Source organism: Bacteroidales bacterium (genome assembly GCA_012519055.1).
Taxonomy (GTDB): Bacteria; Bacteroidota; Bacteroidia; order Bacteroidales; family Salinivirgaceae; genus JAAYQU01.
The window spans coordinates 74,769-91,024 of record JAAYQU010000021.1 but is presented as its reverse complement, the minus strand read 5'-3'; the positions used below and the strand labels follow the sequence as shown (position 1 = coordinate 91,024).

Here is a 16,256-nt window from a genome sequence, read left to right as displayed (position 1 = left end):
CTAATGCCACTTTTGATTTAAAAGAGGAGCTAAACTTTTTTCTTGAACTTCTTTCCATAAGACAACTTTTAATTATTTATACGTTAAATTTTTAATTTTGTTGTCCTAAAAAAGGGGACCATTATAGTAATTCCTCAATCGTAAAAGTTGCAGAGGCAACTATTCCGCCAATCAAAGCTCCTGCTGCAATACCTGCAGGACCACCCTCAATTCCACCAGCACCTCCCGATATTGCACCTATTAGATCTGATTTAAGAAGACCTTTCCAATTGAATTTTTTTGCACCATTGTTACCAGTTAAAACAGAAGCCCAATACTCCGCATTTTCATACCAGTAATTTGCAGAAAATTTAGCCACATAAATTGTTGCTATAACTGCTTCACGTTCTGCTCCACTAAGTTTACTATTAGCTTCAATTAATAAATTATCGCAAAGCGTTTCAAAGTCATTTAAACTTGTCTCCTCGTTATTAGAACTTAAATACATTTCATCGATAATAGATGTAGCTGCTTCGCTTAAATTTAGCACACCATTTTCATACATATCTTCTAGTGTCCTTGTGTCATACAGACATATGTCTTTAGCCCAATTATATACGGTGTCTGCAAAATATAATCTCTCTCCCCAATTGTCAAATTCTTCAAAAAAACGTTCTTGGGTTAAATAGTCTACAGAGGCGTTATAACACATCTCTAATAAACTTTCCAATTCATTATTGTACTCTTTCCCAGATACTTTGCTTTTAATGTCGTGAAAAACATAATCTAATCCCTCATTATGATAAACACCTACGTACTTAAGATTCTGAGGTTCTCTTTTTGTTTCGTACTCTTTTGTACAAAATGTAGCAGTAAATGCAACTGCTAATGCTCCTAAAATTAATGTGAACTTTTTCATTGTTAAAAAATTTAAATATTAATACAAAATTTGAATAAAAAAATTAAAAAATTAATACGTATTATTTTTTGTCTGCTGCAAAACTACACTGCTTTCGTAAGACGATTTATAATCAAAAGGTAATCTTTACATAATCTTTATATAATCGCAATATAATCTTACATAATCGGCTCACGCTAATCCTCTACAGGTACTAATTCGCCATCGATAAGAATGTATAGTTTCCCTTTGTAAACTACAATTTCAACATCTTCTGCGTAGAGAGATATTCCTCCTTTTAGATTAGACATTTCCTTTTCATTTAATTTTTCAATAAAATTGATTGTTCTTCTCTGTTTCATTTTGACTATTTTTTTAATGATTTAACTTACAGTGCAAAATTACAGGCAGAGAACCACTCAATTGATAATCAATTGATAATCTTTATATAATCAGAAAATAATCTTTAGATAATCGCAATATAATCTTGCTGAAGAAAAATATTTATTATCAGCATAAAAGGTTAATACCAATTTTACAAAATACTATAGTTCAAACTTTGCTTGCGCTCTTTTGAAATATGTATTTATTGCATCGGTATTGACCATTGTAAAATTTTATAATAGTTGGTGTTTTTATAAAATTACAATTGGTATAAGATGTTATTGTGTTTTTTTGTATCTTTCGGAATGATTATTTTTTAACGTATGAAGAGAAAATATATACCTATACTATTGTCTGTAGCGTTAGCATTGATAGCGTTGCTTGTTTCTCAGGCATTGTGGTTACGATATGCTTCCGAACAGGATTCTTATAGACAGGATAAGGCTTTTACTGCCTGTTTTAACAGGTCAGTCTCTACTTTAATCAGGGACAATATGGAAAAAGGAGATGCAACACCGTACAAGTCGAGAAAAACAATTGACAAAGAAACATATAAAAAGCTCACCAAAGGAAAAAAAGTTCATATAATAGATGCAGGTTATCCAAATGAAGGGGACAATGTCGCTGTAGTTTTTGAAAATGCTTTAATAGCTATGAAAATAGGTCAGGAAAAGTTCGATTTGACCAAATTAGATTCGCTTATTGTAAGTTGTATTAATGAAGAGGATAGAGAGGTTGTCTCATCACATATTATATTGCAAGATATTAAAGAAAACAAGGTTTTAGATGAAGTTCAGCGACAATATACTTCTACCTATGGTTCATTTCAAGCGAAAACGTATGCTGTTGATCGTTTAATAGAGTTGCCAAATCATACCTATCTAATTGAAGCCGAATATAGTATTAAACAACCAAGCTATTTAATACGATTGGGTGCTGTTACAACTATCTCTTTTATTGCAACCATAGTAATTGCATTGGTGCTGTTCTATCTAATTTTTATGCTTAGTCGTCGTTTTGCCGAGATATTGGATATGGAACGTTCGTTTCACGGTGCTGTTCACGATTTGAAATCGCCGTTGGCTTACGTTTTATTTATGCTATCAAGGTTAGAGGAAAATGAGACCGATATGGACAAAAGAAACTCGCTCTCAATTGGTGCAGCCCGTGTGGATTTTCTGGCAGATAAAATCAGACGACTTTTGATGTTTGCACGCGATATTAAAAAAGTAAAAGAGAGTGATAAAACCGAGGTGTCGCTGTATGATATTTTAGAGCAGATAGAGGAAGAGATATATACCGTGTTTTCTAATAAGAAAATTAGCTTTGAACATGATATTGACACAGATTACGTGATGCGTGTACAGCCCGATTTAATGGAGGCTGCTATTCGTATAATTATTGAAAATGCCGTAAAATATAACGGTAGCGAACCTATTGTTAAAATAGCCGCCACCAGTGGCACTGATAACCAAACTATTACAATTACAGACAACGGAGTAGGAATGAACAGACAGCAAATTAAAAGGGTTTTTAAGCCCTACTATTCGTCCGATAAAAAAAAAGGCAACGGCATAGGGTTGTATTATGCTCATAGCATTGTAAAAGCGCATGGAGGAGTTATTTCCGCGCAAAGCGAAGAGGGTGTGGGTTCAACGTTTGTTATAACTTTACCGAATTAGCAGTGTGCAATTAACAATGTGCAATTGGGAATGACAATGAACAATTACGTCATCGGCTTTGTCGCTTCGCTTGTCGAAGAATTACGAGTTAATAATGCGGTGTACAGCATTGCACATTTTGATGGTTATTGAGCCTGCCTAAATACTACGCTCGGTGCAGGCATTGCTTATATCCAACAGCCACTTTTGTAGAGACAAGGCATGCCCTCTCTCTACTGACAGTAAACTGAAAAAATTATAAACATATTAAATATGCGTACAAATAAAATCAAAGTATTACTTGTCGATGATGACGTAATGTTAGGAAGCGGATTTGTAGAAGCTCTTAATGAACGTGGATACGATGCCACATATTTGACCGCTGCCTATGGAATAGAAGAAGCAATAAAGAAACTAACGCCCGACGTGTTGGTATTTGACGTAGAGATAGGCAAAGAGAACGGTATTGAAGTGGCAGAGAAGCTTTACAAAGGCAACCCAGATTTGCCCATTATCTTTATCTCGTCTCACAAAGACGATGCGGTAAAAATGGCAGGGCTTATGGCAGGTGGCGTGGCATATATCGAGAAACCATTTTCTCATAGATTACTTTCGGCTCATATTGACCGCTTTACCAGAATAAAAAATTTAACACCCGAACTACAAGAGCAGATTATTTCTGTTGGCAAGGTTCAGCTCGACACTCGTAATCGTACGCTTATATTAGCCGATGGCTCAATAATAGACTTACGTACAATGGAGTATAATATTTTGAAAAAATTGATAGACTGTTTTAACAAAACAGTTTCAAGAGATGACTTATATATAGCTGTCTGGGGCTATGAGACGACTTACTACAATGAACAAAGCATTAATAACTATGTTCGCCGTATTAGAGTAATGTTAGAGAAAAATAATACTGGATTGGAAGTTTGCACGCACAAGGGACAGGGATATGAATTAAGAGACCTAATCAATTAGCAATTAACAATAATGCAACTGTTAATTGCTAATTATCTCTAACTTAAAGGATTAATCCTTTACACAACGAACGGGAAATCCTAATTCCTTATCGTAGTAGAACCTGAAAACTTGGCTATTATTGTGTTCCAAGTTACGAGCCCATGAATTGACTTCATCCTTATCAGTAGCACTCCACCAACGTCCGTGGTAGCCAATGTTGATACAATAACCATAGTTATGACGATATCCGGCCGGCAGGGCTGTAAAACCAAACTCGTCAGTAGCACCTTCATTTGGATCTGTCCAATGCGCTGTACCTACTTCTTTAAGTTTTCCTCCTTCATTAGTACCGCGCCAACCAGAAGAATTTGCCTGATCCTCTGTCATACCAACGCTCATTTCAAGCTGCTTCCACTCAACATCGCTTGGCAAATGCCAGCCAGAAGGGCATACACCTTGAACAGCACTGGGGTTAGAATTACTGCTTTCTGCACCGTTCATTGCTGCAGTCCAATTGTAAAGTACACCGTAAGTTGCATAATTTGTTGTTGCTTTAGCTGCAGTAACATTAGTACCATCATAACCGTAAACATAATAATATGGTACTGTTCTTGAGCCTGTTCCGGGAGTAACTACGCTTGGTAAATATTTTAAATTTTCCGCCATCCATACTTGATTACCTATTTTCAACCATCTATATATCGTATTGTCTCGAGAATCTATAAAGGTTCCTGTAGAATCATTATCCCCTACCACTACTGGTTGATAAAAAATAACGCTGTCAATTTCGGCAACTTTGTATTTCCATATTACACTACCATTTTTCATTACATAAACCGTATCGTTTTGTGCTAAAACCGTGTTGAACGACAAGCTGAAAATTGCAATCAAAAAGCTGATTATTAAAGTATATTTTTTCATTTATAATATTCTCCTGTTTTTAGTTGTATTTATTTGATTATATTTTATTTAGTAACTTGTTCTTAACCTCTTAACTCTCTTCTAAAACGCTCATTATCGCGTTTCATATCTCTCTCTTTAATTGACTCGCGTTTATCGTAAACTTTTTTACCTCTGGCAAGCGCTATTTTTAGCTTTGCCCAGCCATGTTCATTGATAAATAGGGAGACAGGTACAATTGTGAAACCGCGCTCTTTTACTCTGCGTTCAAGCCTTTTAAGCTCTTTTCTGTTCAACAGAAGCTTACGCTCGGAACGCGGATCATGATTAAAGTGCGCAGCCTTTTCATACTCAGCAATATGAACCCCTTTGGCGTAAAGTTCGCCGTTATGGAAAACACAGTACGAGTCGGTTAAATTTGCTTTACCCTGCCGAATTGACTTAATCTCAGTTCCTTTTAACACCAAGCCGGCAATAAAAGTTTCAATAAACTCATACTCAAATGATGCTCGCCTATTATTTATCTGAATTTTTGACACGGTAATTCCTAATAAGTTAGTTTACATCCTCAATTTTCAAAGTCTCTTTGACCTTATATCCTTTGAGGGTCTCTTCAATAGTAGCCGCTTCCACATTAATATCATGCTGAAATATAACAACATAGTTATTCTCTGTAATCTCCTTTAGAATCTTTACTTTTTCGTCAATGGCATCCATCGGGTAAATATCGTACGCTGAAAGATATATCGGTGGAATATTTGCTGTTGAAGGAATCAAATCTCCTGCATAGACAACAGTCGTTTTGTTGGCTTTAATAACGGGGATAAGTAAGCCTTTGGTATGTCCGTTATGTAAACGTAATTCAATACCCGGATAAAGCTCAGTATCTTCATCAATAAAATTAAGCTTCCCGAACGTATTTAGCGGTTTTATCAAGTGTTCAGGGTATGCAGCTTCTTCCCTTAAATTTGAATTGTTTGCCCACTCCCACTGTTGACGCGAAACCCACATTTTTGCATTTGGAAATTGTGGTTTGGGATTTCCGTCTTTATCGTCAATTAATGCACCACCACTGTGATCCCAATGTAAATGAGTGAAAATCAAATCAGTAATATCTTCAGGGGCATATCCATGTTTTTTCAGGCTACCTAATAAAGTGTCATTACCGTTAATATATTGATATTTAAGAAAACTTTCAGGCATTCTGGTTCCGATACCTGTATCTATTAAAATCCGTCTCTCGTCGCTAACAACCAAAAGATTTCTTATTGCATTATTACACAAGTTGTTTTCGTCGCACGGATAACGTTTTTTCCAAATGGCTTTGGGAACAACGCCAAACATTGCTCCTCCGTCAATCATAAAGCACTCTGTATCTATTGAATATAACTTCATTTTTGTACTATTTTAATTTTGTTTGTTTACTAATGTACTGATTAAGGTCAAACACGTGCACATATTACGTATCTTTCTTTAGTGCGTACAAAGATAGGTACTTTTAATTGATTATTGTACAACTGTTTTGTACTGTTGACAATATCTTAAAAGTGCGCTAAAAATATTAATGACCAATCTTGAAAAAAAGTGCTTAGGCAGGTTTTTTTGTGCAAAAAAGTAAGTATCTTGCATGATTTTTTAAAGGTAAAATAATAGAAACTATTTTATAATAAATATTTAATTCAAAACGTAATATAAAAATGATGACAAAAAAAGGATTCTTTCGCTTTGCAAGTCTTCTTGCAATAGCCGTAGTTGCAGGATTTACATTTTATTCCTGCAACAAACAAGTAAACATTCCCGGTTACAAACTTATCTCTAAGAAGTTTGTAAAAGAGGTTAACGCAGATGTCTATTACTTCGAGCACATAAAAAGTGGTGCGCATGTTGTAAAATTTGATGTTGCCGACGCAAATAAAACTTTTGGTGTAGGTTTTAGAACCGAGCCTAATTCTGATTGTGGCACATCTCACATTTTAGAACATTCTGTTTTGAACGGTTCGAAAAACTTTCCTGTAAAAAGTCCTTTTACTGAAATGGGAAAAACATCGCTAAACACATTCCTTAATGCGTTTACATCGTCAGACTGGACTTTCTACCCCGTTGCAAGTATGAACGAAAAAGACTATTTCAACCTAATGACGGTTTATTTAGATGCTGTCTTTTTCCCACTAATTAAAACGGAACCCAGAATTTTTATGCAAGAGGGTTGGCACTATGAATTAGAAGATAAAGATAGCCCGATTGTTATAAAAGGTGTTGTTTACAACGAAATGAAAGGTGCTTATTCTAGCCCTCAAAGAGAAATGAGCTACCAAATAGGTAAAAACCTGTTCCCAGACAATGGTTACGGTAAATCATCGGGAGGATACCCACAGGCAATTCCTGAGCTTACTTACGAAGATTTTATTGCTTATTACGAAAAAAATTACCACCCTTCAAATAGCTGTATCTTTGTATATGGTAATGCAGATATGAAAAAAGAGTTGGAACTTATTGATAAACAGTATCTTTCTTATTTCGACAAAATAGAAGTTGACAATGAAATCAAACTTCAGGAGCCTTTTACAGAATTTAAAAAAGTTGAAGCTCCTTACGCATCATTAGAAGGAGTTCCAACAGAAAACCAAACCTTTATATCATTAAACTGGGTATATGGTTTAGGTACCGACCAAAAATTAAGCTGGGCATTGAGTATTTTGTCTGATGTACTTGTAAATCAAGAAGCTGGTCCGGTTCGCTTAGCTCTTCAAGAAGCCGGGATAGGTCAAAATATGTATTCATATGCAGGTATGAACCAGCAAAATGGATTCAATATCACTATTCAAAATGCTAACCCTGAAGATGCTGACAAAGCAAAAGAGATCATATTAAACAAAATGAAAGAGGTTGCAGAACAAGGTATTGACCGCAGTTCAGTTGAGGCATTTGTAAACCGAATCGAGTTCCACTTACGCGAGGGAGATGATGCACAAAAAGGATTGTCTGCAATGCTTCAAAGCTACCAAAACTGGATGTTTACCAAAGACCCATATGCCGGTTTACAATGGGAAAAACAACTTGCTGATACTAAAAAAGCTATTGAGGAAAACTATCTGGAACAAGTTCTAAATGAAGCTATTATAAATAATAATTTTGGTTTGATGATGGTAATGGTTCCAAAACCTGGTATGGAAAGAGAGATTAACGAGCAAACCACTAAAAAATTAGCTGAATATAAAGCTTCGCTATCTGAAGAAGAAATTGAAAAGTTGATTGCTGATACTAAAGATCTAATCGCATATCAACAAAAGGAGAACACAGAAGAAGAGTTGGCTGTGCTACCTAAATTAGGTCGTGAAGATTTGAATCCAAAGGCTGACTGGTACGAAGCAGAAGAAAGAAACATAGCAGACATAAAAGTTGTACACTTCGAAAACTTCACAAATGGTATTGTTTATGTAAAATTAATGTACGATTTGAGAGTCATTCCAAACGAGTTAATCCCTTATGCTCAACTGCTTGGCGACATATTAGGTTTAATGGGTACTGAGAACTATTCATTTGGCGACTTGGAAAAAGAGATTAATAAAAATACCGGTGGTGTTCAAACATATATCACTACTTACAAACAAGATCGCGATGATAACAAGCTGCTTCCTAAATTTGTATTAGAGTCAAAAGCCGTTCCTTCAAAAATTGATAAAATGTTTGAACTTGGCAACGAAGTACTTTACAAAACAAATTTGGCCGATAAGGATAGACTAAAAACTATTCTTACAAGAAATTTAGCACAAACTGAATCTAACGTTAAAAGAAACGGTTTGGGATATGCAATGACTCGTTCAAACTCGTATTTTTCAAATAGTGGAATGTTCAGCGAATTAACAAGAGGTCTTGAATACTACTGGTTTTTAGCAAAATTGGTTACAAATTTCGATACCAATTCTGACATGATTGTTGATAATCTTAAGAAAACTGCTGATCTGCTTTTCACTCGCAACAATTTGATATTAGCAAGTTCATGTGATAAAGCTGATTACAGCAACTTAGAAAAAGCGTTTACTAATTTTGCTGCTAATCTACCGGAAAAAGAGAGTACTATTGTTGATTGGAATTTTGATTTGACTAAGAAAAATGAAGCTTTAATAAGCTCGTCAAAAGTTCAGTACGTTGTTCAAAGCTATAATTACAAAAAGTTAGGTTATGATTGGGACGCAAGAATGAGCGTCCTTAGCAGTATCCTTTCAGGAGAATATTTACAAAACACTGTTCGTGTAATTGGTGGTGCTTATGGTGGATTTTCAGGTATTTCGAGTGATGGTAATTTCTATTTCGCTTCGTATCGCGATCCAAACTTAAAAGAGACACTTGATAACTACGCAGGAGCTGTTAAATATGTTGAATCATTTGAAGCTAACGAGGCTAAAATGTTGGGATATATAATCGGAACAATCTCTAATTATGACTATCCGGAAACAGCCTCATCGAAAGCAAACACTGCATTTAATCGTTATTTTACTAATGCTACTGCAGCTGAACGACAAGCAGACCGCGATGCTATTCTGTCAACAACAGATGAAAATATTCGTTCTTTTAGTAAAATGATTGAAGATGTTTTGAAACAAAACAACATCTGCGTTTATGGTAGCGAAGAGAAGATTAATGCAAATAAAAATCTTTTCGGGGGATTTATAAATGTTGAAAAGAAAAACTAACACTTTACGAGGTAAAAGGTACAAGTGGCAAGGTACAAGAGTAAATTGTCCGTAGGACAATTTACTTACTTTTACCTTTCACCTTGCGCCTTATATTCTATTTGCAATATTTTTGCATCGAGAATTTAGCATGACGATTCCCCAGTTTTTTTGCCGTTTTAAAATCTTTACATGCCCTTTTATTATCGCCCATATTCGCATATGCCTGACCTCTAACCATATAATACTCATGGTTTTTTGGTTCAAACTCCATTGCTTTTTCAATGTACTCTATGGTTTTAGGATAATTTTCTAATGACGAATATGCTGTAGCCGCTCCATAAAATCCCCCGACAAAATCAGGTCTTACGCCAGTTAACCTTAAAAAAATTGAAAGCGCCTCTTGCGGTTCACTATTTCGCATGTGACAAAGTGCCTTTTGATACATTCCGTTTGGATCGTTTGGACGTATGTCTAAAACTTTCTGATATACAGCAATAGCTTCTTGAAATTTATACTTTTGCTGCAGTTTTAAACCTGCATTCATTAGAGAATCGACATTTTGTCCGCTTAAACAAAAATGGATTGAGGCAAATAAGATTGCACAAATTAATGTTCTTAATATTTTCATGATATTTTTTTAATGTTATCTATAATTGTTACTGAAGTTCTATGATATAATTCACAATGAGGATTACACCTATAAATTATTAAACCTAAACACTGCTTTTGTTTTATTACCAGTAATACAGATATTTCAACCCGTGGAAGTGAAAATAAAAAACTGATTTATTATAACCACTAATTTATTTTAACAAAATTGATCTCCTCGAAATGGAAATCGGGGTTGGGGCATTTTATATTAAAACTTGTTACTACCCCATTTTCACTCCTGTTTATTAAAATAAGTCCATCGGGTAAAGAAATAATATTTTGCCAAATAATCTTTACATCTCCATCATCTGACACATTAATAACACCATCAAAATGGGGTGCGCTAACAAACTGAATTTCAATTGTCTGACTTTCAGTATTTTCATAAATAACAACCTCACCCATTAATTTGTCTATATACTTCCCTTTTAACGTTTCTAAATCTGGCTTTTGTGGGCTTAAAGTTGTGTCTTGCTCTATTTCAAAACCCTTGAAACTATTGTACTTTTCCAATACAATTTTGTAATACGGCGAATTAATATCAACAAGAAATTGATATAGCAATTCATAAGATAACACTATAGGCAACGGTGTACTGGTATTTGCCAAAAGAATAAAGGCGGTTTTCTTTTCAGGAATAATAACAATTTGAGAAGTCATTCCATCTAACCCACCATTATGCATTATTACTTTATAATTATTAAAATCTAACACATCCCAGCCTAATCCATATCCTTTGTTTTTTATGATATCTGGAGCAATGTTATCTAACATATTAAGTTTCTGGCTAGTAATAACTGATTGCTGAATATTAATAAACTCTCTGTCAACTATTGTAGAATCAAAGTTCCACTGAAATTTTGCCCACTTTGTTAGATCTTTGATATTCGAAAAGAGTCCACCCGCGGGCGAAATATTTGTCCAATCAATATAATTAATCGGTTTGTTTTCTTTATCGACGATAATATGAGGGTTGGCGATATTTTCTAACTTTATGACTTCAGAGTAGTTAAAAGTTGTGTATCCCATTTTTAATGGCGACAGTAAATTAGCATTAATATAATCTTCATATTTCTGATTTACAGCCTCCTCTAAAGCCACTCCTGCAACTAAATACATAATATTGCTGTAGCCATATTCCGACTGTGGTGAGTTTTTAATAGGAACATATTTTATTAACTCAATGACCTCCGCCTTGCTTTTATTACTCCCATACCATGATAAATCTCCACTAAATGTTGAAAACCCAGTTTGGTGCGACAGTACATCATAAAACGTTATTGTTTTTGTCACTGTATCATTTGCTGTTTCAAATTGTTTAAGATGCTTTTTTATTGGGTCGTAGATAGACAATAATCCCTGTTTTTGTGCTATACCTATACCAGTTGCTGTAAATGCTTTTGTTAAAGATGCTATTCCAAACAGCGTAGTGTCTGTAACATCTAACGGTTTGTCAACGTGTATAACGCCGTAGCCTTTTGAGAGAAATATTGTATCGTCTGCTATTATCCCGACTGCAAGCCCGGGAACGTTCCAATCGGATATTGACTTTTGTAATAAAGAATCAATTGACTTATAGAATATTTGGCTATCACTATCTTTAGTTTGATTCTGGCACGAAAAGAGTACTAATGGTAAAATAATTGCAAATAGTGGCTTTTTCATACGTTTATAAATTATTCAGTTTAAGGTCATATGGAACTAACTTTCCATTTTATGTAAATTTTGGTTGTGGGTATTTGTTTCAAATTTATCAGTACCTAATTGTAATTTAACAAGTTTAAAACTAATATGTTTAATTAATATCTCTATTTTTCTACAATTTCTATTTCGGTTCTTCTGTTTTTTGCCCTACCATGCTCATCAGCGTTTGATGCAATATTTCTTTTTTGCCCATACCCTTTAAATGATAGTCTGTCTTCCGAAATACCTGCTTCGCTGATATATTGATATACGCTTTTGGCTCGGTTCTCAGATAGTTTTTGATTGTAAACTTCAGTTCCCACATTATCTGTATGACCGCTAATTTCGACCTTTACTGTCGGATTTTGTTTCAACAGCCTAACTACCTTATTGAGTTCTGTTTTTGACACTGGAGATAACTCGTAACTGTCAGTCTTATAAAAAACATTATTCAATATGGTTTTGCTTCCAATCTTTATTGGCTCAAGTTCAACTAAAATCTCATATGCTTCGATATCTTTTTTCTCTACCACAAAGTGACCTGAATAAAACATATATGATTCTCTATCGACCGTTAAACCATATTTTTTACCGGCAACTAACGCTATTAAAAACTCACCATTAGAATTAGATGTAACCGTAAGTATAGAATCTGGCAAATCAAAATCATTCATATCAATAACCGCTGACAAAGCCTTTTTGGTTTCCTTATCGATTACCTTGCCTTTAACATACGTTACCATTCCTGCCTGTGCTGGCTCGGGCAATTCGAAATAAAAAATATCTTGCTGCCTTCTATCGCCAACTTCTTTATCGATAAAAGCGGTTTTGCCGTCTGCCTGCACAAATATTCCTATTTCGTCACCGTGGGTATTTATAGGGTATCCTAAATTAACAGGTTTTGTCCACTTCCCTTCAACAAACTCGGATTTGTATAGATCAAACCTTCCCATGCCTGGATAATAGTTCGATGAAAAATAGAGTGTTACGTTGTCGGGATGAATAAATGGCGACATTTCATCACCTTCGGTATTTATGTTTGGACCAAGGTTTACAGGTTTTCCCCAAACAGGAAAACCATCTTTATCATATCCTTTGAGATCGCATCTGTAAATATCTGATTTTCCAAATCCTCCAGGACGATTACTTGCAAAATATAGCTGTGTTCCATCGGAGCTTATAACTGGTCGGGACTCCCAATGACGGCTATTGACTACAGGTCCAAGGTTTTTTGGTTTTAGCCATTCTCCGTCATTAAGTACAGTCATATAAATATCACAACTTCCAAATCCATCATTCCTGTTACAACCTGTAAATAGTATATATCTTCCGTCTGGGCTTACAAATGAAGCACCCTCATTAAATTCAGTATTTACTGGGTAACCAACAGGTTTTGGATCATTATATATGCCATCAGTTAAATCACAAGTCCATATCTCTTCATTAAATCTATTATAGCCCATCTCTACTTTAAGTGTATAAAAAAACTGTTTATTATCGACTGTGAACGAGGGCCAATATTCATCTCTATATGTATTAATATTTGACGGTAGCGATTTCAAATCAATGGAAACTGGGTTTTTTAATGCTTCTACGGCAAATTCGGCTTTACTCTTTATCAAATCAACATACGGCTTAAATCTTTCATATTCAACACCATATTTTTTTTCAAAAAAGATAATATCCTCTAGTGATTCATCATATTTTCCGAGACGTATATATCCCTCTGCCCTATTAATATATGCAGGTGGAAAATATTCAGGATCAATTGAAAGGGCTCTGTTTAATTGCTCAACTAACAGGTTGGCACTATCAATTTCGTAGTATATTTGAGCCAACAAAAAATGCGCATCAATAAATTCCGGATCTCTGTATATGGCTTCTTGTAGGCTTTCTATTGCAAGGTTATACACTCGTAAATTATAATGTTCTTTTGCCTGTTTGAAAGCCTGCCCTGCTCTCCAAGAGCGTGTGATTACCTCTTGAGACACAGAGTATAGGCGGATAGATATAAAGAATAGCAGTAATAAAAGATATCTCGGTTTTAAAGCCATTTTGATTTTGATATGCTCTTTCAAATAATCGCATAAAATTAGTAACAATTTTCACGATAACAATGATTTATAGCATAAAGTTTGTGATTTACAAACAAATACCTATGGTATTCCCATAAACTTGTGGATCTGTAGAGAAATATTCCAATACGGATTTTCCTTTGTGTATTCTACTATTTTATCGATTATATTTTCGAAACAGGAAAATTCAGGTTGCAAAAAGAGTTTACAATTTCTATTGACATGTTTACGCCATTTTTCTGCCCATTGGAAATCTCTTTCAGTTGAAATAACAACCTTTAGCTCATTAGCTAATGGTAAATTTTCCAATAAAGGGGGTTTTTGTTGCTTTGGTGACAGGCATATCCAATCCCATTGTCCAGTAATTGGGTAAGCACCACTGGTCTCTAAAAACGATTCTATACTGTTTTTATTTATCTCTGCAGTAAGCTGTTCTAGATTATACATTGTTGGTTCTCCGCCTGTAACAACGACGTTTCTGGCAGCTGTTTCGGTTACTTTTTTAACAATGTCTTTAACTGAAATCTTTGTATGAAAATTTTTATTCCATGAAAGTTTGGTGTCACAAAAATGACAAGCAATATCGCACCCGCCAACTCTGATAAAATAAGATGGTTTACCCGCATGAAACCCCTCGCCCTGAATGCTGTAAAACTCCTCAACAATGGGTAAATAACTGCCTGTATCAATGTCTTTTTCGTCTATCTTTTGATATAAATCTTTACTCATAATTGTCTGTAACTAACAAAAATTGTTGATGTAATTATTTTTTTTGAAATCTTAACTATACTATCTACACCAAGACAAATTTAACTTTTAGAGAGCATTTGCACAATAAATGTTTAACAAGCCGTTATCAAAAAGTGTAAATAATTTCATAATAGTCGCCAAATATAATTACTTTTGTACTTGCATTTTAAGTGACAAGTCTGTTGTGCAAATGTCACAAAATTATACGACACAAAGACAATAATCCTAGTTAAAATTTATCTTAACTTTGCAAAATGCAAAACAGAGTGGACATAGAAAAGCTACAAAAAAAGCTTTCAACTTTTCCAATTTTTGAGGGAACTCATGGTTTTCAACTTGAGCAAATTATTCGTGCTTCACACATTATACCGTACAAAGCAGGTAGCGCAATTTACGAAGCAAACGATATCTCTACTGCTTTTTTCATTATACTTTCTGGAGTCGTTAAAATAGAAATACACGAGCTAAAATCAATTGAATTAGGTTCCGGTAATTATTTTGGGGAATACTCTTTGATTGAAAATCGCCCACATAACGGAACTGCTATCGCAAAAACGAATTGTGAAATTCTTGTTCTACCTTCTGATGTTTTCAACAATCTGCTGCAACAGAGTCTCCCGTTTTCTAATAATCTGTTAAGAATTTTAGTCAAACGTCTGAAAGCTACAGAACGTTTAGAGTCTGCGTTGATTGAGAAGAACATACAGATTAATGAACAAAACGTTAGGATTAATGATAGTAACGAATTAGCTGGAATAATTCAAAAAGCACTACTTCCGCAAGAGAAGCTTTTAAAACTCAAGTTTGATAGCTGTTTTTTGCTTTTCCAGCCATGCGAAAATATATCAGGTGATTTTTATTGGTTCGCACAACGCTACAACGAATATTGTGTGGTTGTGGCTGACTGTACCGGACACGGAGCTCCTGCAGGGCTAATTTCTATTATGGGTATCACATATCTGAACGAAATTGTTAATTCAATGCAAGACCCCGACCCAGGCAGATTCCTTACACTTCTGAGCCAAAAAATCAAACAGGCATTTACAAGTACCGACGACCGCTTTCAGGGACAGCTCGGAATGGATATTTCAATGATTACGATAAATTTTGAAACAATGACCTTGAGATATTCAGGTGCCAATTTGCCTGTATTTGTTGTAAACAAACAAAAAATTTTAGAGTTAGAACCAGAAAAGTGCTCGCTAAACGGAAGCACAGATTGTAAAACATTCCGCTCACAATCTTTGAAAATAGAACAATCTGACACAATTTACATGTTTACAGATGGCTATACCGACCAACTTGGTGGTAAAGATGAAAAGAGATTTGGTTATGCACGTTTTAAAGAAATCATTCTCAATGTTGCCGAACTAAATGTTCACAAACAGCAGATAGCATTTATTGAACAATTTAACAAGTGGAAAGGCGATAGACCACAAATTGATGATGCTACGCTTCTGGGCATACAAATATAGTGAGTTAAAAGGTAAAAGTTAAAAGTAGAAAGTAGAGGCGATCATTGTGGTCGCCAGAGACAGCATTGTGGTTGACTAATGAACAATTAATTATCTGATTTCCTTTCAATTGCCACGACTTTCAGGTCGTGGAATAGATTGGTTTATGGGCTTTAGCCCAA

At 34.9% G+C, this 16,256-nt stretch carries 13 protein-coding genes; 4 read left to right on the top strand and 9 right to left on the bottom strand.

Annotated features, from left to right (window positions below; translation table 11 throughout):
- Nucleotides 1-121: 121 nt before the first annotated feature.
- Nucleotides 122-898 (bottom strand): hypothetical protein, encoded by a 777-nt coding sequence (locus tag GX311_04450; protein NLK15630.1) that lies wholly within the window; start codon nt 896-898, stop codon nt 122-124.
- Between the two features lie 176 nt (nt 899-1,074).
- Nucleotides 1,075-1,239, bottom strand: a complete 165-nt coding sequence (locus GX311_04445; protein ID NLK15629.1) for a hypothetical protein — start codon at nt 1,237-1,239, stop codon at nt 1,075-1,077.
- Nucleotides 1,240-1,584: 345 nt separating this feature from the next.
- Here GX311_04445 and GX311_04440 point away from each other — a divergent pair, with 345 nt between their 5' ends.
- Nucleotides 1,585-2,943 (top strand): HAMP domain-containing histidine kinase, encoded by a 1,359-nt coding sequence (locus GX311_04440; protein ID NLK15628.1) that lies wholly within the window; start codon nt 1,585-1,587, stop codon nt 2,941-2,943.
- Between the two features lie 252 nt (nt 2,944-3,195).
- Complete coding sequence (locus GX311_04435; protein NLK15627.1) at nt 3,196-3,903, top strand: response regulator transcription factor; 708 nt, start codon at nt 3,196-3,198, stop codon at nt 3,901-3,903.
- Nucleotides 3,904-3,954: 51 nt separating this feature from the next.
- Here GX311_04435 and GX311_04430 read toward each other — a convergent pair whose 3' ends face one another.
- From GX311_04430 to GX311_04420, 3 genes are all read right to left on the bottom strand, one after another.
- Nucleotides 3,955-4,806, bottom strand: a complete 852-nt coding sequence (locus GX311_04430) for a hypothetical protein (protein ID NLK15626.1) — start codon at nt 4,804-4,806, stop codon at nt 3,955-3,957.
- 62 nt (nt 4,807-4,868) lie between these two features.
- Nucleotides 4,869-5,330, bottom strand: coding sequence for an SsrA-binding protein SmpB (gene smpB / locus GX311_04425; protein ID NLK15625.1), 462 nt, complete (start codon nt 5,328-5,330; stop codon nt 4,869-4,871).
- Between the two features lie 10 nt (nt 5,331-5,340).
- On the bottom strand, nt 5,341-6,180 hold the full coding sequence (locus tag GX311_04420; GenBank protein ID NLK15624.1) for an MBL fold metallo-hydrolase: 840 nt from the start codon (nt 6,178-6,180) through the stop codon (nt 5,341-5,343).
- Nucleotides 6,181-6,482: 302 nt separating this feature from the next.
- Here GX311_04420 and GX311_04415 point away from each other — a divergent pair, with 302 nt between their 5' ends.
- Nucleotides 6,483-9,479, top strand: coding sequence for a peptidase (locus tag GX311_04415; protein ID NLK15623.1), 2,997 nt, complete (start codon nt 6,483-6,485; stop codon nt 9,477-9,479).
- A 97-nt stretch (nt 9,480-9,576) separates the two neighbouring features.
- On the opposite strand, the gene GX311_04410 is transcribed toward GX311_04415, so the two are convergent.
- The 4 genes from GX311_04410 to GX311_04395 all read right to left on the bottom strand — a co-directional run bounded on the left by GX311_04410 (nt 9,577) and on the right by GX311_04395 (nt 14,599).
- A complete protein-coding gene (locus tag GX311_04410) occupies nt 9,577-10,089 on the bottom strand; it encodes a hypothetical protein (protein ID NLK15622.1) in 513 nt (170 codons plus the stop codon).
- Nucleotides 10,090-10,259: 170 nt separating this feature from the next.
- Complete coding sequence (locus GX311_04405; protein ID NLK15621.1) at nt 10,260-11,777, bottom strand: serine hydrolase; 1,518 nt, start codon at nt 11,775-11,777, stop codon at nt 10,260-10,262.
- A 143-nt stretch (nt 11,778-11,920) separates the two neighbouring features.
- Nucleotides 11,921-13,849 carry an OmpA family protein gene (locus GX311_04400; protein ID NLK15620.1) on the bottom strand — a complete coding sequence of 643 codons (1,929 nt, stop codon included), beginning with the start codon at nt 13,847-13,849 and terminating at the stop codon, nt 11,921-11,923.
- A gap of 102 nt (nt 13,850-13,951) precedes the next feature.
- Nucleotides 13,952-14,599, bottom strand: a complete 648-nt coding sequence (locus tag GX311_04395) for a 7-carboxy-7-deazaguanine synthase QueE (GenBank protein ID NLK15619.1) — start codon at nt 14,597-14,599, stop codon at nt 13,952-13,954.
- Nucleotides 14,600-14,874: 275 nt separating this feature from the next.
- On the opposite strand from GX311_04395, the gene GX311_04390 reads away from it, so the two are divergent.
- Nucleotides 14,875-16,095 (top strand): SpoIIE family protein phosphatase, encoded by a 1,221-nt coding sequence (locus GX311_04390; GenBank protein ID NLK15618.1) that lies wholly within the window; start codon nt 14,875-14,877, stop codon nt 16,093-16,095.
- The last annotated feature ends 161 nt before the right edge of the window (nt 16,096-16,256 follow it).